The sequence below is a fragment of the Kribbella sp. VKM Ac-2566 genome (genome assembly GCF_004366005.1).
Classification (GTDB): domain Bacteria; phylum Actinomycetota; class Actinomycetes; order Propionibacteriales; family Kribbellaceae; genus Kribbella; species Kribbella pratensis.
Map to the genome: position 1 here is coordinate 454,397 of NZ_SODT01000015.1, position 19,116 is coordinate 473,512.

Below are 19,116 nucleotides of genomic sequence, written 5' to 3' on the forward strand. Positions count from 1 at the left end.
GTGTACGCACCGGGGAGACAGTGGCTCCGCTGCCGGGGGTGAACAGTTTCGCCGAACTGCTCCGGCTCACCCGCGAGGAGCTGCAGGCGGAGGTCGACAAGGCCGGTGAGGCGTTGCCGGTCCAAGGGCTGACGTTTCTCCCGCCGATCGACGGTCGCGGCGAGGTGTGGTGCGCGGGCGTGACGTACGAGCGCTCGCGCGGCGCCCGGATGGAGGAGAGCAGCGAGCAGTCGGTCTACGACAAGGTCTACACCGCTGACCGGCCCGAGCTGTTCCAGAAGGCGCCCGCCTGGCGCGTGGTCGTCGACGGCGAGCCGGTCGGGATCCGGTCCGACTCCGGTCACGACGTACCTGAACCAGAGCTTGCGGTCGTGGCCAACAGTCACGGTGAGATCGTCGGGTTCACGGTCTGCAACGACATGAGCTCGCGGTCGATCGAAGGCGTCAACCCGCTGTACGTGCCGCAGGCGAAGCTGTTCGCCGGCGGTTGTGCGCTGGCGTCGGGGGTCCGGCCGGTCTGGGAGGTCCCGGACCCCAAGAAGCTCGAGATCAACCTGGTGATCCGCCGTGCGGGCGAGGAGGTGTTCAGCGGTACGACGTCCACCGAGAAGCTGGTGCGCGAGCTCCAGGACCTCATCGACGTACTGTTCCTGCCGAACGACTTCCCGGACGGCGTGATCCTCGCGACCGGCACCGGGATCGTCCCCGAGCTGGACTTCGCACTCGCCGAGGGCGACGTCATCACGATCACCATCGACGAGGTCGGCACCCTCACGAATACCGTGGCCGCAGGCCGGGAACCGTTCGCGTTCCTGGCAACCGACAACCTGGAGGGAATCCGATGACCGGCTCCGACACCACCCCCGCTCAGCTGGAGCAGGCGCTCGCCGCCGCCGCCGCGGCCGCGCCCGCCTTCGGGGCCTCCGAGCCGTCGGTCCGGGCCGGGTGGATCCGCGCCGTCGCGGAGGCGCTCGACGCGGCCTCGGACGAGCTGGTGCCGATCGCGCTGCGTGAGAGCTCCCTGCCGCAGGCGCGTCTGACCGGCGAGGTCGCCCGCAGCACCGGACAGCTGCGGATGTTCGCGGACGCGCTCGAAGAGGGTTCGCTGCTGGAAGTCGTCATCGACACCTTGGACCCGCAGGCCAAACCGGTCCCGCGCCCCGATCTCCGCCGCGTCCTCGTCCCGCTCGGACCGGTGCTGGTGTTTGCCGCCAGCAACTTCCCGTTCGCGTTCAGCGTCTGCGGCGGTGACACCGCGTCCGCGCTCGCGGCCGGTTGCCCGGTGATCGTCAAGGCGCACCCGGGTCACCCGGAGCTGTCTGCCCGGACCGCCGAGGTGATGATCGAGGCCTTGAAGGCAGCCGGTGCGCCGGACGGGACGTTCGGTCTGATCGCGGGCTTCGACGTCGGCGTCACGGCCCTCAAGGACCCGCGGATCACCGCCGCCGGCTTCACCGGTTCGGTCCCCGCCGGCAAGGCACTGCACGAGATCGCGGTGACGCGGCCGGAGCCGATCCCGTTCTACGGCGAGCTCGGCAGCCTGAACCCGGTCTTCGTCACGCAAGCAGCGATCGATGCCCGCGGCAAGGACATCGCGAGCGGGTACGTCGGTTCGTTCACCCTCGGCGTCGGGCAGTTCTGCACCAAGCCCGGCCTGCTCTTCCTCCCGTCCGGCCACGGCCTGCAGGAGCAACTGTCCGAGGCGACCGGTGCCGTCGCCGAGGCGCCGATGCTGAACGATCGGATCAAGGACGGCTTCAGCTCCGGTCTCGACCGCCTGGAGAAGGTCGACGGCGTACGCGTCTGGGCCTCCGGCGGCGCGACCCTCCTGCAGACCACGGTGACCGAGCTGCTGGCCCGCCGTGGCGAGATCCTCGAGGAGTGCTTCGGCCCGGTCTCGATCGTCGTCGAGTACTCCTCGGTCGACGAGCTGCGCGCAGCGGTCGAGGCTTTCGACGGCAACCTGACCGCGACGCTGCACGCGGAGGACTCCGACGCCGAGCTCGCGCGCGACCTGCTCCCGCTGCTGACCGCCCGTGCAGGGCGCGTGCTGTGGAACGGCTGGCCGACCGGGGTCGCGGTGTCGTGGGCCCAGCATCACGGCGGGCCGTTCCCGTCGACGGTCGGTTCGATCCACACCAGTGTCGGGGTGACGGCGGCGCGGCGGTTCCAGCGGCCCGTTGTGTACCAGGACGCTCCTGATGCGGTGCTGCCCGACGTACTGAAGGACTCGAACCCGGCCGGGATCGCCCGCCGGGTGAACGGAACCGTGACTACGGACGAGGTGTCGCGATGACTGATGTACCTCCGACCAACGACCCGGCCGAGGGCGACGTCCTCGCCGGTGAATCGGCTCCCGCGTCGACCGGACGGCGGAGTTTCGACCACTGGTTCGGTGAGCACGGCCGCAACGGCTTCATCCACCGGTCCTGGATGAAGTCGCAGGGCTTCTCCGAGGAGGCGTTCGACGGGCGCCCGGTGATCGGGATCTGCAACACCTGGTCCGAGCTCACCCCGTGCAACGCGCACCTGCGCCGGCTCGCCGACTCGGTGAAGCGCGGCGTCTGGCAGGCCGGCGGGTTCCCGCTGGAGTTCCCGGTGATGTCGCTCGGCGAGACGCTGCTGCGGCCGACCGCGATGCTGTTCCGCAACCTGCTCAGCATGGACGTCGAGGAGTCGCTGCGCGGTAATCCGATCGACGGCGTCGTCCTGCTGACCGGCTGCGACAAGACGACGCCCGGCTCCATCATGGGCGCCGCCAGCGTCGACCTGCCGACCATGGTCGTCACCGGCGGTCCCATGTTGAACGGCAAGTTCCGCGGCTGCGACATCGGCTCCGGTACGGCGGTCTGGCGCTTCACGCAGGACCTCAACGCGGGCCGGATGTCGGCCGAGGACTTCGCGGCGGCCGAGGGCGGGCAGTCCCGCAGCAACGGGCACTGCATGACGATGGGCACGGCGTCGACGATGGCCTGTATGGCCGAGTCACTCGGTCTGCAGCTGACCGGCGGCGCGGCGATCCCGGCCGTCGACTCGCGCCGGTACGTGATCGCGCAGAAGACCGGGCAGCGGATCGTCGAGATGGTCAAGGAAGACCTGAAGATCAGCGACATCCTCACCCGCGACGCCTTCGCGAACGCGGTCCGGGCGAACGCGGCGATCGGCGGCTCGACGAACTTCGTCATCCACCTGCTCGCGATCGCCGGCCGGGTCGGCGTCGACGTGACGCTCGACGACATCGACGAGTGGGCGCGCGGCGTCCCGTGGCTGGTCGACCTGCAGCCGTCGGGCAAGTACCTGATGGAGGACTTCTACTACGCCGGCGGACTGCCCGCGGTGCTCAAGGAGATCCTCCCGCTGCTCAAGACCGACGCGATCACGGTCACCGGCAAGACGATCGGCGAGAACGTCGCGAACGCGGAGCGGATCGAGGCGACGTACCCCGGTGGCGCTCCCGGCAGCGAGACGTACGCCGTGATTCGCCCGGTCGGCGATCCGCTCGGTAGTGGCGCGGGAACCGCCGTACTGAAGGGGAATCTCGCCCCGGACGGCGCGGTCATCAAGCAATCGGCCGCGTCCGAGCGGCTGTCGCGGCACCGTGGCAAGGCGCTCGTGTTCGGCAGCATCGAGGAGTACGACAAGGCGGTCGAGGACCCGGATCTCGACGTCGACGAGGACACCGTGCTGGTGCTGCAGAACGCCGGGCCGCGCGGGTACCCGGGCATGCCCGAGGTCGGCAACATGACGATCCCGCGCAAGCTCGCCGAGATCGGCGTCGACGACATGGTGCGAATCTCGGACGCGCGGATGAGCGGTACGGCGTACGGCACCGTCGTACTGCATGTCACGCCGGAGGCTGCCGTCGGTGGGCCGTTGGCGCTCGTGCGGACGGGGGACTGGATCGAGCTCGACGTACCGGCGCGGCGGCTGCATCTCGACGTACCGGACGAGGAGCTGGAGAAGCGACGCGCCGACTGGCAGCCGCCGGCACCGCCGACGGACCGCGGATGGGCCAGGCTGTACGTCGACCACGTAACCCAGGCCAACCAAGGCTGCGACCTCGACTTCCTCGTAGGCCGCACCGGCTCCGCTGTCGGCCGCCAGAGTCACTGATATGACCACCTCACCTCCGCCTTCCCCCTCCAGCCCGTCTTCCTCCAACCCGCCGAGCGAAGCGAGGCGCGGTTGGGGTCCGTTCGAACCGGTCCGGGGATTGAGGCCGTCGGGGACGCTCCCGCAGGTGACGCCGATCCGGCGGATCCTCTCGGATCTGCCGGTGTCGGCCGACCCGTACGCCGACGCGCGTGCGGCGCTCGAACCGCTCCGGGGACGGATCGTGCCGGATGCCCGGATAGCGGTGACCGCGGGCAGCCGGGGCATTCACGATCTGGTCCCGGTGGTGAAGGCAGCCGTGGACTGGCTCCGGGACGCCGGCGCCGCGCCGTTCGTGATCCCCGCGATGGGGTCACACGGCGGCGCGACCGCCGACGGCCAGCGGGAGATGCTCGAAGGCCTCGGAATCACCTCGGAAACCGTTGGCTGCCCCATCGAGGCAACAATGGAGACCGTGGTCGTCGGCAGGCTCCCGGACGGCACCGAGGTCCACCACGACACGATCGCCGCCAAGGCCGACGGCGTACTGCTCGTGAACCGGGTCAAACCGCACACCGACTTCCGCGGTCCGATCGAGAGCGGGATCGCGAAGATCCTCGCGATCGGACTCGGCAACCACCTCGGCGCGGCTTCCCTGCACGCCGGTGGCATCCCGTCGCTCGGCGCCAACATCGAGGCCGCCGCCCGGATGGTGGTTGCACAAGGCAAGATCCTCGGCGGTCTGGCGATCCTCGAGAACGCGCGCGAGCAGACCGCCTCGGTCGAGCTGCTCGCGTCCAACGGGATCGCTGAAGCAGCCGAGAACGCCTTGCTGCAAAGGGCTTCCAGCCTGCTCGGACGACTGCCGTTCGACGAGCTGGACGTCCTGGTCGTCGACGAGCTGGGCAAGGACAAGTCCGGCGCCGGCATGGACACCAACGTGATCGGTCGGTGCTGGGTGCACGGGATCCCGGAGTTCGAGTCGCCGTCGATCGCCGCGATCAGCGTGCACTCGCTGTCGCCGGCCTCGCACGGCAACGCCTCCGGACTCGGCCTCGCGGACGTGATCCCGGCGCGGCTTCTGGACCAGATCGACCTGCGGGCGAGCTACGTGAACGCGCTGACCTCGGGCGCCGGCGGTGCCCGCCGTTCGCGGTTGCCGATGGTGATGGAGGACGACGAGGCCGCCGTACTCGCCGCCGTGACGATGTGCGGACGGCGGCACTGGTCGGAGCTTCGGCTGGCCCGGATCAAGGACACCCTGTCACCGAACGAGTTGATGGTGACACCGGCCCTGCTGACCGAGGCGGCCGAACGATTCGACCTGGAGATCACCGGTACGGCGAGGGACCTGACGCAGGCCGGTCGACTCGGACCTTGGAGCGAGACATGAACCTTCGCGAAGCACGTGCCCTGCTGGCCGACCGCGGCTTCCGGCCGGGCGAGACGTCGACCCGTACCTTCCCCGACGGATCGCCGTACAAGGTCGAGATCCCTTCCTGTGAAGGGCCGCGGGTGATGACCGCGGTACTGGAGGAGGCCAAGTCCCGCGGCATCACGATCGACCGGGTGTCGCAGGGCAGCGGCGTGATGATGCTGACCGACGGCGAGATCGAGGAGATGCTGTCTTTGGGCGCCTCCGCGGGAGTCGAGGTGTGCCTGTTTCTCGGTCCGCGGGGCGCATGGGACATCGGAGGTCAGGCGAAGGTGTCGGCCGCGGTCGGTGGTGTTGCGCGGGGCAACGAACAGGTGGCGGCGTCGTTGTGTGACGCGTTCCGCGCGGTCGAGCTCGGCGTACGGAGCCTGCTGGTCGGCGACATCGGCGTACTCGAGATCCTGGGCCAGTTGAAGATCGAGGGCGAACTGCCGGCAGATCTGGTGCTGAAGACGTCGGTGTTGATGCCGTTGCCGAACGCACCGACCGCCCGGCTGTACGAGCGGCTCGGCGCGACCAGCCTGAACGTGTCGACGGACCTTCCGGTGCCGGTGCTCGCGGAGATCCGGTCGGTGACGACTGTGCCGATCGACATGTACATCGAGGTGCCCGACGACCAGGGCGGCCACGTCCGCTTCTACGACGTACCGGAGATCGTCCGGACCGCGGCGCCCGTCTATCTGAAGATGGGCCTGCGGAACGCACCGAACATCTACCCGGTCGGGGCGCATCTGGCCGGTACGGCGGAAGCCCTCGGACGGGAGCGTGTCCGGCGGGCGGAACTGATCCTGCGGTTGCTCGCCGAGCAAGATGAGGGATGAGCTCGTGGACCGGCTGCGGTCGGTCCTCGGAGATGACGCTGTCGTCGACGATCCCGACGTACTGGACAGCCATCGCAACGATCACGCGAAGTTCTGCACGGCCGGAATGCCTCGGGCGCTCGTGCGTCCGTCGTCGACCGCAGAGGTCGTCGAGGTGGTTCGGGCTGCCGGTGAGCTCGGCGTCCCGATCGTGACGCAGGGCGCGCGGACGGGGCTTTCGGGTGCGGCGAACGCGATCGACGGGTGCTTGCTGCTGTCGACTACGCGGATGACGCAGATCCTGGAGGTCTCGGCCGAGGACCAGGTTGCCGTGGTCCAGCCGGGCGTGGTGAATGCTCAGTTGTCGCGCGCTGTCCTCGAGCAGGGGCTGTTCTACCCGCCGGATCCTTCCTCCTGGGAGCAGTCCACGATCGGTGGGAACATCGCGACGAACGCGGGCGGGTTGTGCTGCGTGAAGTACGGCGTGACCGCGGACTTCGTGCGCGGACTCGAAGTGGTGCTGGCGTCCGGTGAGGTGGTGCGCACTGGGCGGCGCTCGGCGAAGGGCGTCGCCGGGTACGACCTCACGCGGCTGATCGTCGGGTCCGAGGGCACGCTCGGGGTGGTGACCGAGGCGACGCTCGCGTTGCGCCCGGCGCCCGAGGCGGCGTTGACCGCGGCGGCGACCTTCCTCTCCATCGAGGACGGGATCGCGGCCGCTGCCGCCGTGATGGCGTCGGGTCTGCGTCCGTCATTGCTCGAGTTCCTGGATCAGCCGACACTGCGGGCGATCCAGGACTTCCGGGACATGGGTCTCCCGGAAGACGTCGGCTCGATGCTGCTCGCGCAGTCCGACCGGGGATTGCGCGCTGCGGACGACGTCGCGCGGATCGCGGAGATCTGCACGGCACACGGCGCGGTCGACGTCGCCGAGGCGTCCGACGCGGAAGAGTCCCGCATGCTGCTCGAGGCGCGCCGGCTGGTGAACTCCGCGCTGGAGCCGTTGGGTACGACGCTGATCGACGACGTCGCCGTACCGCGGTCGCAGCTGGTCACGCTGCTGCGCGGGATCGCGGAGATCGGCGCGAAGTACGACGTACTGATTTGTTGCCCTGGGCATGTAGGTGACGGGAACATGCACCCGACCGTGGTCTTCGACCCCGCCGACGCGGCGGCCGAGGCGCGGGCGCTGGAGGCGTTCGGTGCGGTGATGCAGCTGGGACTGCGGCTCGGCGGGACGATCACCGGCGAGCACGGGATCGGGACGTTGAAGGCGCGCTGGCTGGAGACCGAGCTCGGGCCGGTCGGGCTCGACCTGCATAGGCGGATCAAGGCCGCGTTCGATCCTGGGAATTTGTTCAATCCTGGAAAGGTGCTGCTGTGATCGATGCCTCCGCAGTCCGCCCGTCGCCTCGACAGGTCGCGTGGCAGCGGCAGGAGCTGACCGCGTTCGTGCACTTCGGGCCGAACACGTTCACCGACCTCGAGTGGGGGACCGGTGTCGACGATCCGGCGGTGTTCGATCCTTCGGCGCTGGACTGCACACAATGGGTTGCTGCGTTGGTCTCCGCCGGGTTCAAGAGCGTGATCCTGACGGCCAAGCATCATGACGGATTCTGTTTGTGGCCGAGCAAGTACCTGCCGCATACCGTTGCCGCGTCGCCGTATCGGGGCGATGTCGTCGCGGAGCTGTCGGCCGCTTGCCAGGCGGGCGGGCTCGGGTTCGGGGTGTATCTCTCGCCGGCGGATCTCTATCAGGAGAAGGCGCCGGGCGGGTACTACGGGAACGGCAGTCCCGCTGTGGCCTCGCGGATCGGTGAGTTCTCGTACGTCGTGGACGACTACAACCGGTTCTACCTTCAGCAGTTGCATGAACTGCTCACGTCGTACGGGCCGATCGCCGAGGTCTGGCTCGACGGGGCCAATCCGACCAGCAGTGCGCAGAGCTATGCGTACGACGCGTGGTTCGACCTGATCCGGCGGCTCGCTCCGGACGCGACGATCGCGATCGGTGGGCCGGATGTGCGGTGGGTCGGCAACGAGGACGGGTTCGCACGGGAGACGGAGTGGAGCGTCATACCGTTCGTTGACGGGCGGATGGTGGCCGCACAGACGGCGGCTTCCGTGGCTGGGCCTGACGAGTTGGCGCAGGCTGACGAGTTGCGGTGGTATCCGGCTGAAGTCGACGTGTCGATCCGGCCCGGGTGGTTCTACCACCCGTCTGAGGACGCGTCGGTGAAGACTTTGCCGGAGCTCCTGGACATCTATCGCAGGTCGGTCGGGCGGAACGCCGTACTGCTGCTGAACATCCCGCCGGATCGGCGAGGGTTGTTCGCGGATCCTGATGTGGAGGCGTTGGCCGCATTTGGCGCCGCGGTGCGGGAGTACTACGACACCGCGGTCGCGCTGCCGGGGGAGGTCAACGTGCTCGACCTGCGCGAGGACATCACGGCCGGCCAGCAGGTCGAATCGTTCGCCGTGGACGGTTTCGTCGACGGCGAGTGGACCGAGATCGCCCGCGGTACGACGATCGGCCATCGCCGACTTTTGCCGTTGAGCACGCCGATCCACGTTGACGACGTACGCGTCCGGATTCTCGCCACCCGAGCCGAGGCGGCTGTCTCGCTGGCCGTCCACTTCGACCCGCTGCTGTCCTGAGTCCCCCTGCCCGGAGTCGAACCAGGAACCGAGCCTTCGGAGGGCCCGGTGAGATTCCGTCACCAGGGGGATGTGTGCGTAAGGACAGGTAGTGCACCGGTGAGACGCCGTACGCCCGAACGTCTTCACGCTCAGGTGCGCTAGGTCGTTGCCGGACACTACCTGTCCTTGTGTGCACTACTCCTGGACCGAGACCACGCGGGTCCAGTCGGAGCATTCGGCCTCGCACCACACGTGATCCCCGCGGTGTGCGATCCGGTCGCGCTGCACATGCCCGCAGGCAAGCAGCACGCGTCGCATCGAGTGCCCCTGCTGGACCGGAGCACCGGTCCTGCCGCCAGGCACTCGTTTCCTGTTCCTGAGGTCGGCCATGGCCGGTCCTCCTCTCTTGTCCTATCTGTTGGTCCTGCGTGCAGAAGGCAGGATTCGAACCTGCTCAGCGCGTGGCAACGGGTTTACAGCCCGCCCCGCCTCTCCAACGGCGGCGCTTCTGCTCATCGCCTGGGGAGGTAGCGACCGACTCTTTCCGAGTAGCGCTCGTACTCGTCCCCGAAACTCGCTTGCAGCCGGTTTTCCTCCCGGACAACATCCCGGTGGATCCACAGGCCAACGGCCGGCAGGGTCGCCAAAGTCCACCCCGCCCCGGTCGCCAGTCCGATGCCCAGGTGCGCGAGCGCCCATCCGACGTACATCGGATTCCGGCTCAGTGCGTACGGCCCGCTGGTGACGAGCCTGTCCGGGCTGGACAGATCGGTGGTTCGTGCCGCTCGCAACGAGCCCGCGATGACCAAGCCTCCGGCGGCGACGAGCGACCATCCGGCAGGTCGTCTTCCGACTCGCCACGGTCGCACCTGCTCGAGCGCGAAGCCGACCGCGATCCCGGCCAGGCTGGCTTCGGGGATCGGGATGTTCGTCAGCCGCGTGTCCGTGTGACTTCCTCGAGGAACGCGGCGGGCCGCTCGATGTGCGGGACATGCCCGGCGTCGTCGATCACCTGCAACGGCCAGCCGAGCCTTGTGCCTGCCTCCTCGGCCAGACGCAGCGGCACGAATCGGTCCTTCGCACCCCAGACCAGCGTCGTGGGGACATCGATCTGGTCATGGACCTGCTTGGTGCAGGTGGAGACCAGGTAGCGCATCGTCCGCTTGACATGCGGCACGCGGGCGCGGCTCCGCGTATAGGTGCTGAAGGCGTCCATCCAGTCCGGGGCGCGGCGTCGTACGGAATCGAGATCGGCGAACGCCCACCGTTCGATGCGCTCCATGTTCGCCTCGGAGGGATGCAGCGCGAACCGGACAGCGATCACTTGCAGCCCGATCGGCAACCGGTACGGTCCGACCCCAGGTACGGCGTAGAGCACCAACCGCTGCAGTTGCTCGCCGTGGGTCGCCGCGAACCGTGCGGCCAACGTCCCGACGAGCGAGTGTGCGATCAAGGTCGGCGGCTGATCGCAGGTCAGCTCGAGCAGCGCATTCAGCCAGCCGTCGAACGTCGCCTGGTCCAACCGAGCAACCGGATGGGACTGGCCGAGCCCCGGCACATCAGGCACGACGAGCTGGTACTGCTCCGCGAGCCGTGGAATCACCGGCGCCCAGTAGGCCCCGCCACACTCGATACCACCGTGCAGGAGAACGAGCGGCGGACCGTCCCCGCCTTGGAGAACGACTGTCGACACGTCGTTGACGTCGATCCGCCGTTCCTCGACAGGCAGCCCTTTCAGCAGCCGCTCACGCTCGATCATGAGGTCAACGTAGGACTCGGCGACGTACATCCGCTTCGGAAGAACTACCCAAACCGCTCCACGCGGAACTGCGAACAACCACGTACCAGCTGGACTCGGCTTGGCAGGGCGGCCGGTCGTTCCCGGCCGCCCAGCGGTGAGAGCGAGATTCGAACTCGCGAGCCGACCGAAGCCGACCGACGGTTTAGCAAACCGCTGCCCCTGCCAACAGGCGGACCTCACCAACAGGCCCTGCCGTGTCCCCTGACCACGGCAGGACCTGTTCAGCCCTTGACGCAGATGACCTGCTTCAGATGAGCCACGACCTCGACCAGGTCGGACTGGGCGGCGATGACCGAGTCGATGTCCTTGTACGCGGCCGGAATCTCGTCGATCACGCCGGCGTCCTTGCGGGACTCGACACCGGTCGTCTGAGCGACCAGGTCGTCGACGGTGAACCGGCGCTTCGCCTCGTTGCGGCTCATCCGCCGGCCTGCCCCGTGTGAGGCCGAGTAGAACGAGCGCTCCGAGCCGAGCCCGCGCACGACGTACGAACCGGTGCCCATCGACCCCGGGATCAGCCCGAGGTCCCCGCGCCCGGCCCGGATCGCACCCTTGCGGGTGACGAGCAGATCGAGCCCGTCGATGTGCTCCTCGGCCACGTAGTTGTGGTGGCACGAGATCGGCTGCTCGAACCGTACGTCGACCTCGAACGACTCCCGCACCGCCTGCATCACCAGCGCGAGCATGACGGCCCGGTTCCGGGCGGCGTACTCCTGGGCCCAGGTGAGGTCGCGACGGTACGCGTCCATCTCCGGCGTACCGGACAGGAACACCGCCAGGTCACGGTCCGGGAGATCCGCGTTGTGCGGCAGGTCCCGGGCGATCCGCATGTGCCGCTCCGCGAGCTCCTTGCCGATGTTCCGGCTACCGGAGTGCAGCATCAGCCACACGCGGTCCTCGTCGTCGAGGCACACCTCGATGAAGTGGTTGCCCCCGCCCAGCGACCCCATCTGCTGCTTGGCCTTGCGCTCGCGGTCCTGCACTCCGTCGTGCAGACTCGTGAACTCGCCCCACAGCTTGTCCCACGGACGCGGGTCCAGCCCGAGCCGTCGTACGCCGACCTGGTCCTCGTGAGCCCGGAAGCCCACAGGTACGGCGGCCTCGATCCGCGAACGGATCGCCGACAGGTCGTCCGGTAGGTCCGAAGCCGTCAGCGAGGTCAGGACACCTTCCATCCCACACCCGATGTCGACCCCGACCGCGGCCGGCGACACCGCCTGGTTCATCGCGATCACAGACCCGACGGTCGCGCCCTTGCCGAGGTGCACGTCCGGCATCACCCGGACGCCGTGCACCCACGGCAGCGCCGCAATGTTCCGCAGCTGCTGCAGCGCCTTCGCGTCGACGTCGTACTCCTGCGCCCACATGAGCGTGGAGCTCTTGGCCCCACTCAGCTCAACCGGAAGCTCCACGTTCATCTCCCCACTCTCCTCGATCGTGTACATGCGGTGAGACTGGGACTCGAACCCAGACGTCCGTTGAAGGACCTGCCGTTTTCGAGACGGCTGCCGCTAGGCCTGACACTCGGCTTATCTCACCAGGGTTGTGCAGCTGCCAGGGCAGGGCTCGAACCTGCGGAGCCTCGGGTCAGAACCGAGGGTGGGTCACCGGCGCCCACCTGGCATCGCGCTCCTCGGCGGCACCGGTGGGTGTCGCGTCAGAGCGCTATCTCGGCACGGGAAGGGACCCACGGCTGCCACAGCAGCGGCATGCCGGCCTCTTCCGGTGTTCGCGAGCCCTTCTTCTCGTTGCACTCCGCGTGCGCGGCGACGGCGTTCAGCCACTCGCCTCGACCGCCTCGTGATCGTGGGATCACGTGGTCCATCGTGGTGGCGCCGAGCTTGCCGCAGTACGCGCAGGTGTACTTGTCGCGCTTCAGTACGCCGGCCCGCGTGTACTGCAGCCGGCCGGAGGCGTAGCGCCACTTCATCACGACGTACCGGACGAGACGCAGGACGCGGGGGAGGGGGAACGGTCCGATGCTGGCGCCGTCGTGCGCTTCCTCGACGACGGCGACCTCCCGGACGAGCATCCGGATGGCGTGCGGGATCGACACGACGTGCAGCTGCTCGTACGACGCGTTCAGCACGATCACACCGCTCATGTGGTTCCTCCTCCCTTCCAGTGTGCCCGACCCGCGGTCAGCAGGTCGGCGAATTCGGTGTCGGTCGGTGCGTGCGGCCCCAGGGATTCGAACCCTGAACCTCCTGGTTCTAAGCCAGGCGCCTCTCCCAGTTGGGCCAGAGCCGCGGGCGTACGACGTACGCTGCGTGAGCACGTCGTACTAGAGGGTGTCCGGCGGGGCTCGAACCCGCTTCCTCCGGGGCCACATCCCGGTGCCTCGCCCACTTCGACCTCGGACACAGCACGCCCGGCAGGATTCGAACCTGCACCCTCCTGCTTCGTAGGCAGGCGCTCTGTCCGGTTGAGCCACGGGCGTTCGGTGCCCTGCGCCGGATGTACTGCGGATTTCCGTCGCAGGGCACGCTTGTGGCGCCCGCTCGGCCGGTAGCTGAGCATCCTGCGGGCGCCTGGTCCAGTTGGAGGGACTCGAACCCCCGATCCCCTCATCCCAAATGAGGTGGCCTGGCCGCTGGCCTACAACTGGTCCTCTCCCGGCCCTCGGACAGGCCGGGAGAAATGCGATGAATGTCCAGTTGTCATTGTTCGTGCCGATATCCGTGAATACCGGAAATAATCTCGGTGAAGTAATCCCGTCGCCGGGCAAAAGAAAAGAGCCGCCTGCTGCCGGTACCCGGCCCAGACGGCTCCTGGAGATCTCTCCACTCGGAGATCACCCAGGCGGGCCGCCCATGCGCAGGCTGAGCTGGTGGTAGAAGGTGTCGCCCACGGATCGCAGGCACGCCGACAAAGCCACACGGCCGGGCCGCCAGGCTTCATTCGCGATCTGCGTCCTGTACACGATCTTCTCCTCAGGGTCTTGGTCTTGCCGGAATTAGTTTCACCCACCACCCACAACGAAGTCAACGCATTTCCCAAAACAATCATTCCCCCGCAATTCCACCACCCCTCCGACGCGCACCACCCCACCCGAGTTCCGGCATGCCGCCCCACCACCCGAGTTCCGGCATGCCGCCCCACCACCCGAGTTCCGGGATGCCGCCCCACCACCCGAGTTCCGGGATGCCGCCCCACCACCCGAGTTCCGGGATGCCGCCCCACCACCCGAGTTCCGGCATGCCGCCCCACCACCCGAGTTCCGGCATGCCGCCCCACCACCCGAGTTCCGGCGTGCCGCCCCACCCCGGTTCCGGTACGCCGCCGTCCGCCCCTTCCGCCGTACGACGCCGCTCACCCCCGACGCAGACACCCGTCCACCTCGTGACCCCGACCACACCCCGCACCCCGCCGTACCCCTCCCCAAGGATCCGATTCGGAATCCTTCCCCTCCGCCCGCTACACTCTTGCCTCGGCACCCGCCGCCTTAGCTCAGTCGGCAGAGCGTCTCACTCGTAATGAGAAGGTCGTCGGTTCGATTCCGACAGGCGGCTCCACCCAAACCCCCAGGTCAGAGACCACTCTCCGACGCTGGGGGTTCGTCGTTCCCCGCCTCGATCGCCTTCGGTGCCCTGTGGTGCCCCCAAGCTTCTTGGCCGCGTCCCACAGGTCCGACCGAGCGTGCCCAGAGACTGTCAAACCAGCGTCGCGCCTGACCCGAGCTGTGATCCGCCGACAGATTCGAAGCACATGTCCGCCAGCGGAGGTGCGACAGGTCTAGACGCCTGCCGTTGGCATGACGGGCGGGCGAAGCACGCCTCTGCCCGACGAGCAGACACCCAGAAGATGAGACGTTACGGTCGCCTGGTGACCTACGAGTTCGACCTCGTTGCTGAGAGTGGGGAGCTGCGCTTGGTCGAGCGCGGCTTCGAGCGGGTCAGGCTCCTTTGTCCGAACTCCAACCCGCTACCCGGGTGAGCGTTGTTGGCACCCCGCCGACGCGGATCAGGATCCTGGCGCAGGGAAGCGCCACAGAGATCGCACCCGGGCTCCTTGCCGACATTGAGGCACCCGCCGGGACGCCGCTTCGGTACGAGCAGTTGGACTAAGCTGCCGCGTCCGCTCATACCGCGATGACGCTTTCGGCTATCGCACATCACCTGGCAGACCTATGTCGCGCATCACCGGGCGGAGGACACCGCCTGACCCGAGCTGTGATCCGCCACCAGATCCGCGACACATATCCGCCAACTGATGTGCGACAGGCTAGACGCCTGGCGACCACCTGAGAGCAGCCGGCCAACACACGGATCTGCCGATGTGGGGACGTCGCAGATCGACAGTCGCGCGGAGAGCCTCCGTCCTACCGTTCAGGTCAGGGCTCTCACGAAACTGGCCATGTCAGCTGGAGGCAGCAGGTCGGTCAAGACGCCCTCGACTCTGCGAGGGAAGTCGGGACGCAGTCCGCCCTCGTCCCAGACGTCGCGGTCGAAGTCGCCCAGAAGGACCGATTCGACGCGGGTCAGTGCCTCTGGTGACGACCTGGGATGATCTTAGGCGTGGAAGCTGACACCCCTCCTTTGCCGGGCCGGGAGGAGATTCGGCGGTACAACCTGGACCGGCTCAACCAAGCGTTGCGGCGTCCCGGAATGTGGGGTGGAGAGGTCGCCATCCGCTTGTTCCTGGATGCTGTCGCGTTCGTCGAGGGAAGGCACGAAGAGTGGGGGCGGGAACATGACGACCTTCGGGCCCGAGCTGCGTTCACCTCCGTTGGTGTTCGCGGTGCATTTGCGGCGATCCTGCCCAGGTACGCGGACACGGATGCAGCGGTGGCCTCGGTTTACGCGGAGATCGCTTGGCGACACGGTTGGCTGACCGTTGATCGAACCCTGCCAGACCAGGAACACCGGCAGCTGAGCGCCGACAGCGGTCGGTGGGGTGCGCGGGACTTCCAGCTTGATGAGATCCAAGCCGAACTCGGGCCGCCTTCGGTGTTGTTTGGTGGCCACAACCCGCGTTACGGCAAGACTCTGGCCTATGCCCCTACGAGCCGAGACAGCGGCTTGGTCTGCCTGCACTTCGCGGGCACCTACGACTGGACCGCCCCCGATTCGCAGCCGGAAACCCAGCCCGCGCTCGTGGCGGTCCGGTACGGCGGGGGCGCCTTCGCAGATACGTTCACCTTCACCCCGACGGGCGATGCGTACCGCGACAACGGTGAGGTGTAGCCGCTCTGCCGAGCGAGGAACAGGGCCATTCGCCTGATGCGCGGACATGCCGCAATGGTGAACTTGTGAGGCGGTTGACGCGACCTGCCGCGGCCCTGAGCACTGAGGGAATGGACATCTCACAACCGGGCCCGGCCGTCTCCGGTGTCGTCGTCACGACGTCTCGCATCCCACGGATAGCCGTCGCCGCCTACCTGGCTCGGTTCAAAGGTCAGTCCCGGATCCACACCGAGTCGGATTTGCGGGGGTATCTCGTGTGGTGCGATCAGCGCGGCCTGGATCCTCTCGCAGTGAGCCGGCCACACGTTGAGCTCTACATCCGCTGGCTACAAGAAGTGCGCCGGTACCGGCCATCGACGGTGTCCCGACGTATGTCGGTCGTCGCGGGCTTCTACCGGACGTGCGTGATAGACGGTGTCCTTGAGCACTCCCCGGCCGAGTATGTGCGCCGCCCGCATGTGCCGGCCGAATCCCCAACGCTCGGGCTGACACATCTGCAGTTCGAGGCCGTGTTGACCGCCGGGAGGCAGTCGCCCAACCGCTGCGACTTCGCCCTCGTCTCGATGTTGGGGCTGCTCGGGCTGCGGATCTTCGAGGCTACCGGCAGCGACATCGAGGACCTCGGCGAGGAGCACGGCCATCGGGTTCTCCGCGTACATGGCAAGGGCGACAAGATCGTGCTTGTACCGCTTCCCCCAGCCGTAGGCCGCGCCATTGAGCGGGCCATCGACGACCGGACCGCCGGACCGATCCTGCTGACCTCTCGGGGCACGCGGATGGACCGGCACTGCGCAACCCGCCGACTGCGCCGGCTCGCCGAACAAGCAGGTATCAAGCTGCCGCGGATGCACCCGCACATGCTCAGGCATACCTTCGTCACCACGATGCTCGACGCCGGCGTTGACCTGCGCGATGTACAAATCGCCGCCCGCCACGCCGACCCACGCACCACCATGCGCTATGACCGCGCCCGCAAGAACCTCGACCGCCATCCCAACAACATCCTCGCCGCGTACATGGCCTCCGCCACTTGAAAGCAGGTCTTCCTGTCGTGCCGATGAGCGGTCGACGGTCGAGCCCTACGATGACCAGCATGGGGAAGTTCATATTCGAGATCCGGGACGCGTTCGACCCGCTGGACGGGTATGAAGGTGACGTCACGCTGGCTGGGGTTCGCGTCGATTACGACGGGGACTCACTCGCTGTCGGCGATACGTTGCTTGTGCCCGTTTCAGGCGGCCGGACTGTGCGTTCGACCGTCGCGCAGTTTCCCCTCACGTCCTTTACAGACCGTGACTTGCGGGCCATATCTGTGGTCGGCGTCACTGCGGCAGACGTCCTCATCGGCAGCCGAGCCGAGCGTGCTACCGACTGATTCGAGCGCACTCGCCTGACGCAGATAGCGAGTGCTGCGGCCATCCGGACATGCCGCATTCCGCGCTGTTATGCCGATGAGCGGACGCGCCAATCCCGGCGTACGGTGGATTCAGGAAGCCAGCCAGGCTTCCGCTCAAGGAGCAGTCATGGCCGACAAATCGCCTCGGCAACACATGTCCAAGAAGGCGGGCAAGTCTCTCAAGGAGAAACGCGCCGAGAAGCACGCGAAGGCAGAGGACAAGAGCAAGACTCAGATCGTGCCGCCGGACAAGCACCGCTGAACGTAACATCGGTTCCGCGTGGGCTGTCAGCGCAGGTCCGGTCATGCTGCTGTCCGCGCGAGTGCGAGAGTCTGCTGTCAGCCCGGTTCTCCTCAGGCGGTCGGTATTCCGAGGGGACAATGGAGACCACCGATCGGAGGAGAACGTGCTGCTTCCTGGGATCCACGGTCAGATCGAGCGCCGGCTACTGGTGAACTACCGGGTGGACCCTGAGGTGATAGCCCGCGTGCTTCCCCACCCGTTCCGGCCGCAGTTGGTCGGTGGCGCCGCGGTTGCCGGCATCTGCCTCATCCGCCTGGGCCAGATGCGCCCGAGACACGCGCCGCGATGGGTCGGGCTGCGTAGCGAGAACGCCGCGCACCGCGTGGCGGTCGAGTGGGACACGGCGAACGGCCCGCAGACAGGCGTCTACATCCCTAGGCGCGACAGCGACTCGTGGGCCAACGTCGTGCTCGGTGGCCGCGTCTATCCCGGCGAGCACCACCGGGCGCGGTTCCGCGTGGACGAGACCGACGAAGCTATCCGGGTGGCCTACACCTCTCTGGACGGCGCCGCCTGGGTCGACGTCTCGGTGAACATCAGCGACGAGTTTGGCGACAGTCGCCTCTTCGCGGGCATTGAGGAGGCCTCAGCCTTCTTCGAGACCGGCTCAGTCGGATACTCGGCCACACGCCGGCCCGACCGGTTCGACGGGCTGGGATTGAAGACCTCCGCGTGGAAGGTTGAACCCACGTCGGTAACTCATGCGCGCTCGTCGTTCTTCGACGACGCCGGGATCTTCCCGGCCGGAACCGCCGAACTCGACGACGCCCTGATCATGCGAAAGATGCCAGTGCTGTGGGAGCCACTCTCGAGCCTGCGGCTCCAAGCTGAGCCCGCCGCATGATGTCCGGATCTGCCGCGGATAGTAAGGCGCGGTCGTGCCGATGAGCGTTCACACAATGGGTGTTGAGCTGGGGTAGTAGGTGGTCTCCATGTCTCGGGCGCACTGGTCGCGCAGCGTCAGCCATTCAGGTCCGTCTGATCGGAGTGAGCCAGGTCTTCCGCACCACTCGCAGATGGCCTCAGACGCGCGGCGGAACCTGTCCGTGATCTCGTCCACCAGGGCCAGCTCCTCGGACGCGACTTCTCCGGCCCTCGGTCGTGCCTGGAACGTGAGCACGCCCCACTTCTGCTTGATTGCGTAGAACCGGTAGTTGGGGAAGGCAGCGGCGAGTTCGTCGTGGCAGTCACTGACCAGTGGTTTCCAACCCTCACCGCACCAGACAACCTCGAAGTCTGGGCTCAGGGCGTGAGGCCGAAGCCGGTCCAGCAACTCTCGGCTGTTCGCCGGATCAAGCACCCACATGCGGCGGCGCCTTCTGGTCGCAGTTGGTCACCTGGACAGCATGCCGATGGGTGGCCGAGAACGCACGCACATGCCGCCGATCGGTTGTCGCAAGTCTCGCTCATGCCGATGTGCGGTCAGTCCAGGTAGCGTCCACGGCCGGGCGGCTACGCTCGC

General features: G+C 67.6%; 20 protein-coding genes and 9 tRNA genes. 14 read left to right on the top strand and 15 right to left on the bottom strand.

The features are described from left to right. The first annotated feature begins 38 nt into the window (after positions 1-38). The 7 genes from EV647_RS39275 (at position 39) to EV647_RS39305 (ending at position 8,985) form a co-directional block, all read left to right on the top strand. Positions 39-845, top strand: coding sequence for a fumarylacetoacetate hydrolase family protein (locus tag EV647_RS39275; protein ID WP_238177617.1), 807 nt, complete (start codon positions 39-41; stop codon positions 843-845). Further along, complete coding sequence (locus EV647_RS39280; protein WP_134012305.1) at positions 842-2,296, top strand: aldehyde dehydrogenase (NADP(+)); 1,455 nt, start codon at positions 842-844, stop codon at positions 2,294-2,296. The genes EV647_RS39275 and EV647_RS39280 overlap by 4 nt, the downstream gene beginning before the upstream one ends. Next, entirely contained in the window at positions 2,293-4,113 is a 1,821-nt protein-coding gene (locus tag EV647_RS39285) for an IlvD/Edd family dehydratase (protein WP_134012307.1), read from the top strand. The genes EV647_RS39280 and EV647_RS39285 overlap by 4 nt, the downstream gene beginning before the upstream one ends. A gap of 127 nt (positions 4,114-4,240) precedes the next feature. Then, positions 4,241-5,485 (top strand): DUF362 domain-containing protein, encoded by a 1,245-nt coding sequence (locus tag EV647_RS39290; protein ID WP_238177618.1) that lies wholly within the window; start codon positions 4,241-4,243, stop codon positions 5,483-5,485. Further along, positions 5,482-6,348, top strand: coding sequence for a U32 family peptidase (locus EV647_RS39295; protein WP_134012311.1), 867 nt, complete (start codon positions 5,482-5,484; stop codon positions 6,346-6,348). Before EV647_RS39290 ends, EV647_RS39295 begins: the two co-directional genes overlap by 4 nt. 4 nt (positions 6,349-6,352) lie before the next feature. Beyond that, the gene (locus EV647_RS39300) at positions 6,353-7,711 is read left to right on the top strand and encodes an FAD-binding oxidoreductase (RefSeq protein ID WP_238177619.1); all 1,359 of its coding nucleotides are present in this window, start codon (positions 6,353-6,355) and stop codon (positions 7,709-7,711) included. After that, positions 7,708-8,985: an alpha-L-fucosidase gene (locus EV647_RS39305; RefSeq protein WP_134012315.1), complete on the top strand. Its 1,278-nt coding sequence runs from the start codon at positions 7,708-7,710 to the stop codon at positions 8,983-8,985. The genes EV647_RS39300 and EV647_RS39305 overlap by 4 nt, the downstream gene beginning before the upstream one ends. A 177-nt stretch (positions 8,986-9,162) precedes the next feature. Here the strand turns inward: EV647_RS39305 and EV647_RS43445 are convergent, their stop codons facing one another. From EV647_RS43445 to EV647_RS43780, 3 genes are all read right to left on the bottom strand, one after another. Continuing rightward, complete coding sequence (locus EV647_RS43445) at positions 9,163-9,285, bottom strand: hypothetical protein (protein ID WP_255512188.1); 123 nt, start codon at positions 9,283-9,285, stop codon at positions 9,163-9,165. A gap of 111 nt (positions 9,286-9,396) precedes the next feature. Next, positions 9,397-9,479, bottom strand: a tRNA-Tyr gene (locus tag EV647_RS39315). Continuing rightward, positions 9,480-9,836 carry an isoprenylcysteine carboxylmethyltransferase family protein gene (locus EV647_RS43780; RefSeq protein WP_370344804.1) on the bottom strand — a complete coding sequence of 119 codons (357 nt, stop codon included), beginning with the start codon at positions 9,834-9,836 and terminating at the stop codon, positions 9,480-9,482. It lies immediately after the preceding tRNA gene. Here EV647_RS43780 and EV647_RS42710 point away from each other — a divergent pair. Continuing rightward, complete coding sequence (locus EV647_RS42710; RefSeq protein WP_202876483.1) at positions 9,769-9,918, top strand: hypothetical protein; 150 nt, start codon at positions 9,769-9,771, stop codon at positions 9,916-9,918. The genes EV647_RS43780 and EV647_RS42710 overlap by 68 nt on opposite strands. Here EV647_RS42710 and EV647_RS39325 read toward each other — a convergent pair. The 11 genes from EV647_RS39325 to EV647_RS39360 form a co-directional block, all read right to left on the bottom strand. Continuing rightward, positions 9,899-10,726, bottom strand: coding sequence for an alpha/beta fold hydrolase (locus tag EV647_RS39325; RefSeq protein WP_166680541.1), 828 nt, complete (start codon positions 10,724-10,726; stop codon positions 9,899-9,901). The genes EV647_RS42710 and EV647_RS39325 overlap by 20 nt on opposite strands. Positions 10,727-10,860: 134 nt before the next feature. Continuing rightward, positions 10,861-10,949 (bottom strand) — tRNA-Ser (locus tag EV647_RS39330). Positions 10,950-10,989: 40 nt separating this feature from the next. Further along, positions 10,990-12,135 (bottom strand): RtcB family protein, encoded by a 1,146-nt coding sequence (locus tag EV647_RS39335; protein WP_202871242.1) that lies wholly within the window; start codon positions 12,133-12,135, stop codon positions 10,990-10,992. Positions 12,136-12,214: 79 nt separating this feature from the next. Next, positions 12,215-12,307 (bottom strand) — tRNA-Ser (locus EV647_RS42340). Positions 12,308-12,319: 12 nt separating this feature from the next. Continuing rightward, positions 12,320-12,392, bottom strand: a tRNA-Gln gene (locus EV647_RS42345). 33 nt (positions 12,393-12,425) lie between these two features. Next, positions 12,426-12,872, bottom strand: coding sequence for an HNH endonuclease (locus EV647_RS39340; protein WP_134012319.1), 447 nt, complete (start codon positions 12,870-12,872; stop codon positions 12,426-12,428). A 72-nt stretch (positions 12,873-12,944) separates the two neighbouring features. Further along, a tRNA-Leu gene (locus tag EV647_RS39345) sits at positions 12,945-13,018 on the bottom strand. Between the two features lie 40 nt (positions 13,019-13,058). Beyond that, a tRNA-His gene (locus EV647_RS42350) sits at positions 13,059-13,132 on the bottom strand. Between the two features lie 2 nt (positions 13,133-13,134). After that, positions 13,135-13,208: transfer RNA gene (locus EV647_RS39350), tRNA-Arg, on the bottom strand. A gap of 92 nt (positions 13,209-13,300) precedes the next feature. Then, positions 13,301-13,376 (bottom strand) — tRNA-Pro (locus tag EV647_RS39355). 397 nt (positions 13,377-13,773) lie between these two features. Beyond that, positions 13,774-14,124 (bottom strand): hypothetical protein, encoded by a 351-nt coding sequence (locus EV647_RS39360; protein WP_134012321.1) that lies wholly within the window; start codon positions 14,122-14,124, stop codon positions 13,774-13,776. Positions 14,125-14,207: 83 nt separating this feature from the next. On the opposite strand from EV647_RS39360, the gene EV647_RS39365 reads away from it, so the two are divergent. From EV647_RS39365 to EV647_RS39385, 6 genes are all read left to right on the top strand, one after another. Then, a tRNA-Thr gene (locus EV647_RS39365) sits at positions 14,208-14,283 on the top strand. Positions 14,284-15,285: 1,002 nt separating this feature from the next. Beyond that, positions 15,286-15,954, top strand: a complete 669-nt coding sequence (locus EV647_RS39370) for a hypothetical protein (protein ID WP_134012324.1) — start codon at positions 15,286-15,288, stop codon at positions 15,952-15,954. A 371-nt stretch (positions 15,955-16,325) separates the two neighbouring features. After that, positions 16,326-16,988, top strand: a complete 663-nt coding sequence (locus EV647_RS39375; protein WP_238177620.1) for a tyrosine-type recombinase/integrase — start codon at positions 16,326-16,328, stop codon at positions 16,986-16,988. 59 nt (positions 16,989-17,047) lie between these two features. Next, a complete protein-coding gene (locus tag EV647_RS39380; protein ID WP_134004184.1) occupies positions 17,048-17,329 on the top strand; it encodes a hypothetical protein in 282 nt (93 codons plus the stop codon). 148 nt (positions 17,330-17,477) lie between these two features. Then, a complete protein-coding gene (locus EV647_RS43450; protein ID WP_255517830.1) occupies positions 17,478-17,612 on the top strand; it encodes a hypothetical protein in 135 nt (44 codons plus the stop codon). 145 nt (positions 17,613-17,757) lie between these two features. Further along, positions 17,758-18,498, top strand: coding sequence for a DUF2071 domain-containing protein (locus EV647_RS39385; protein ID WP_202876469.1), 741 nt, complete (start codon positions 17,758-17,760; stop codon positions 18,496-18,498). A gap of 48 nt (positions 18,499-18,546) precedes the next feature. On the opposite strand, the gene EV647_RS39390 is transcribed toward EV647_RS39385, so the two are convergent. Beyond that, a complete protein-coding gene (locus tag EV647_RS39390) occupies positions 18,547-18,960 on the bottom strand; it encodes a hypothetical protein (RefSeq protein ID WP_134012328.1) in 414 nt (137 codons plus the stop codon). Between the last annotated feature and the right edge of the window lie 156 nt (positions 18,961-19,116).

Coding starts and splice junctions, on each gene's coding strand:
- EV647_RS39280 (WP_134012305.1), top strand. CDS start 842: ATGACCGGCTCCGACACCACCCCCGCTCAGCTGGAGCAGGCGCTCGCC.
- EV647_RS39285 (WP_134012307.1), top strand. CDS start 2,293: ATGACTGATGTACCTCCGACCAACGACCCGGCCGAGGGCGACGTCCTC.
- EV647_RS39295 (WP_134012311.1), top strand. CDS start 5,482: ATGAACCTTCGCGAAGCACGTGCCCTGCTGGCCGACCGCGGCTTCCGG.
- EV647_RS43445 (WP_255512188.1), bottom strand. CDS start 9,285: ATGCGACGCGTGCTGCTTGCCTGCGGGCATGTGCAGCGCGACCGGATC.
- EV647_RS42710 (WP_202876483.1), top strand. CDS start 9,769: ATGACCAAGCCTCCGGCGGCGACGAGCGACCATCCGGCAGGTCGTCTT.
- EV647_RS39325 (WP_166680541.1), bottom strand. CDS start 10,726: ATGATCGAGCGTGAGCGGCTGCTGAAAGGGCTGCCTGTCGAGGAACGG.
- EV647_RS39335 (WP_202871242.1), bottom strand. CDS start 12,135: ATGTGGGCGCAGGAGTACGACGTCGACGCGAAGGCGCTGCAGCAGCTG.
- EV647_RS39340 (WP_134012319.1), bottom strand. CDS start 12,872: ATGAGCGGTGTGATCGTGCTGAACGCGTCGTACGAGCAGCTGCACGTC.
- EV647_RS39375 (WP_238177620.1), top strand. CDS start 16,326: ATGTCGGTCGTCGCGGGCTTCTACCGGACGTGCGTGATAGACGGTGTC.
- EV647_RS39380 (WP_134004184.1), top strand. CDS start 17,048: ATGGGGAAGTTCATATTCGAGATCCGGGACGCGTTCGACCCGCTGGAC.
- EV647_RS43450 (WP_255517830.1), top strand. CDS start 17,478: ATGGCCGACAAATCGCCTCGGCAACACATGTCCAAGAAGGCGGGCAAG.
- EV647_RS39390 (WP_134012328.1), bottom strand. CDS start 18,960: ATGTGGGTGCTTGATCCGGCGAACAGCCGAGAGTTGCTGGACCGGCTT.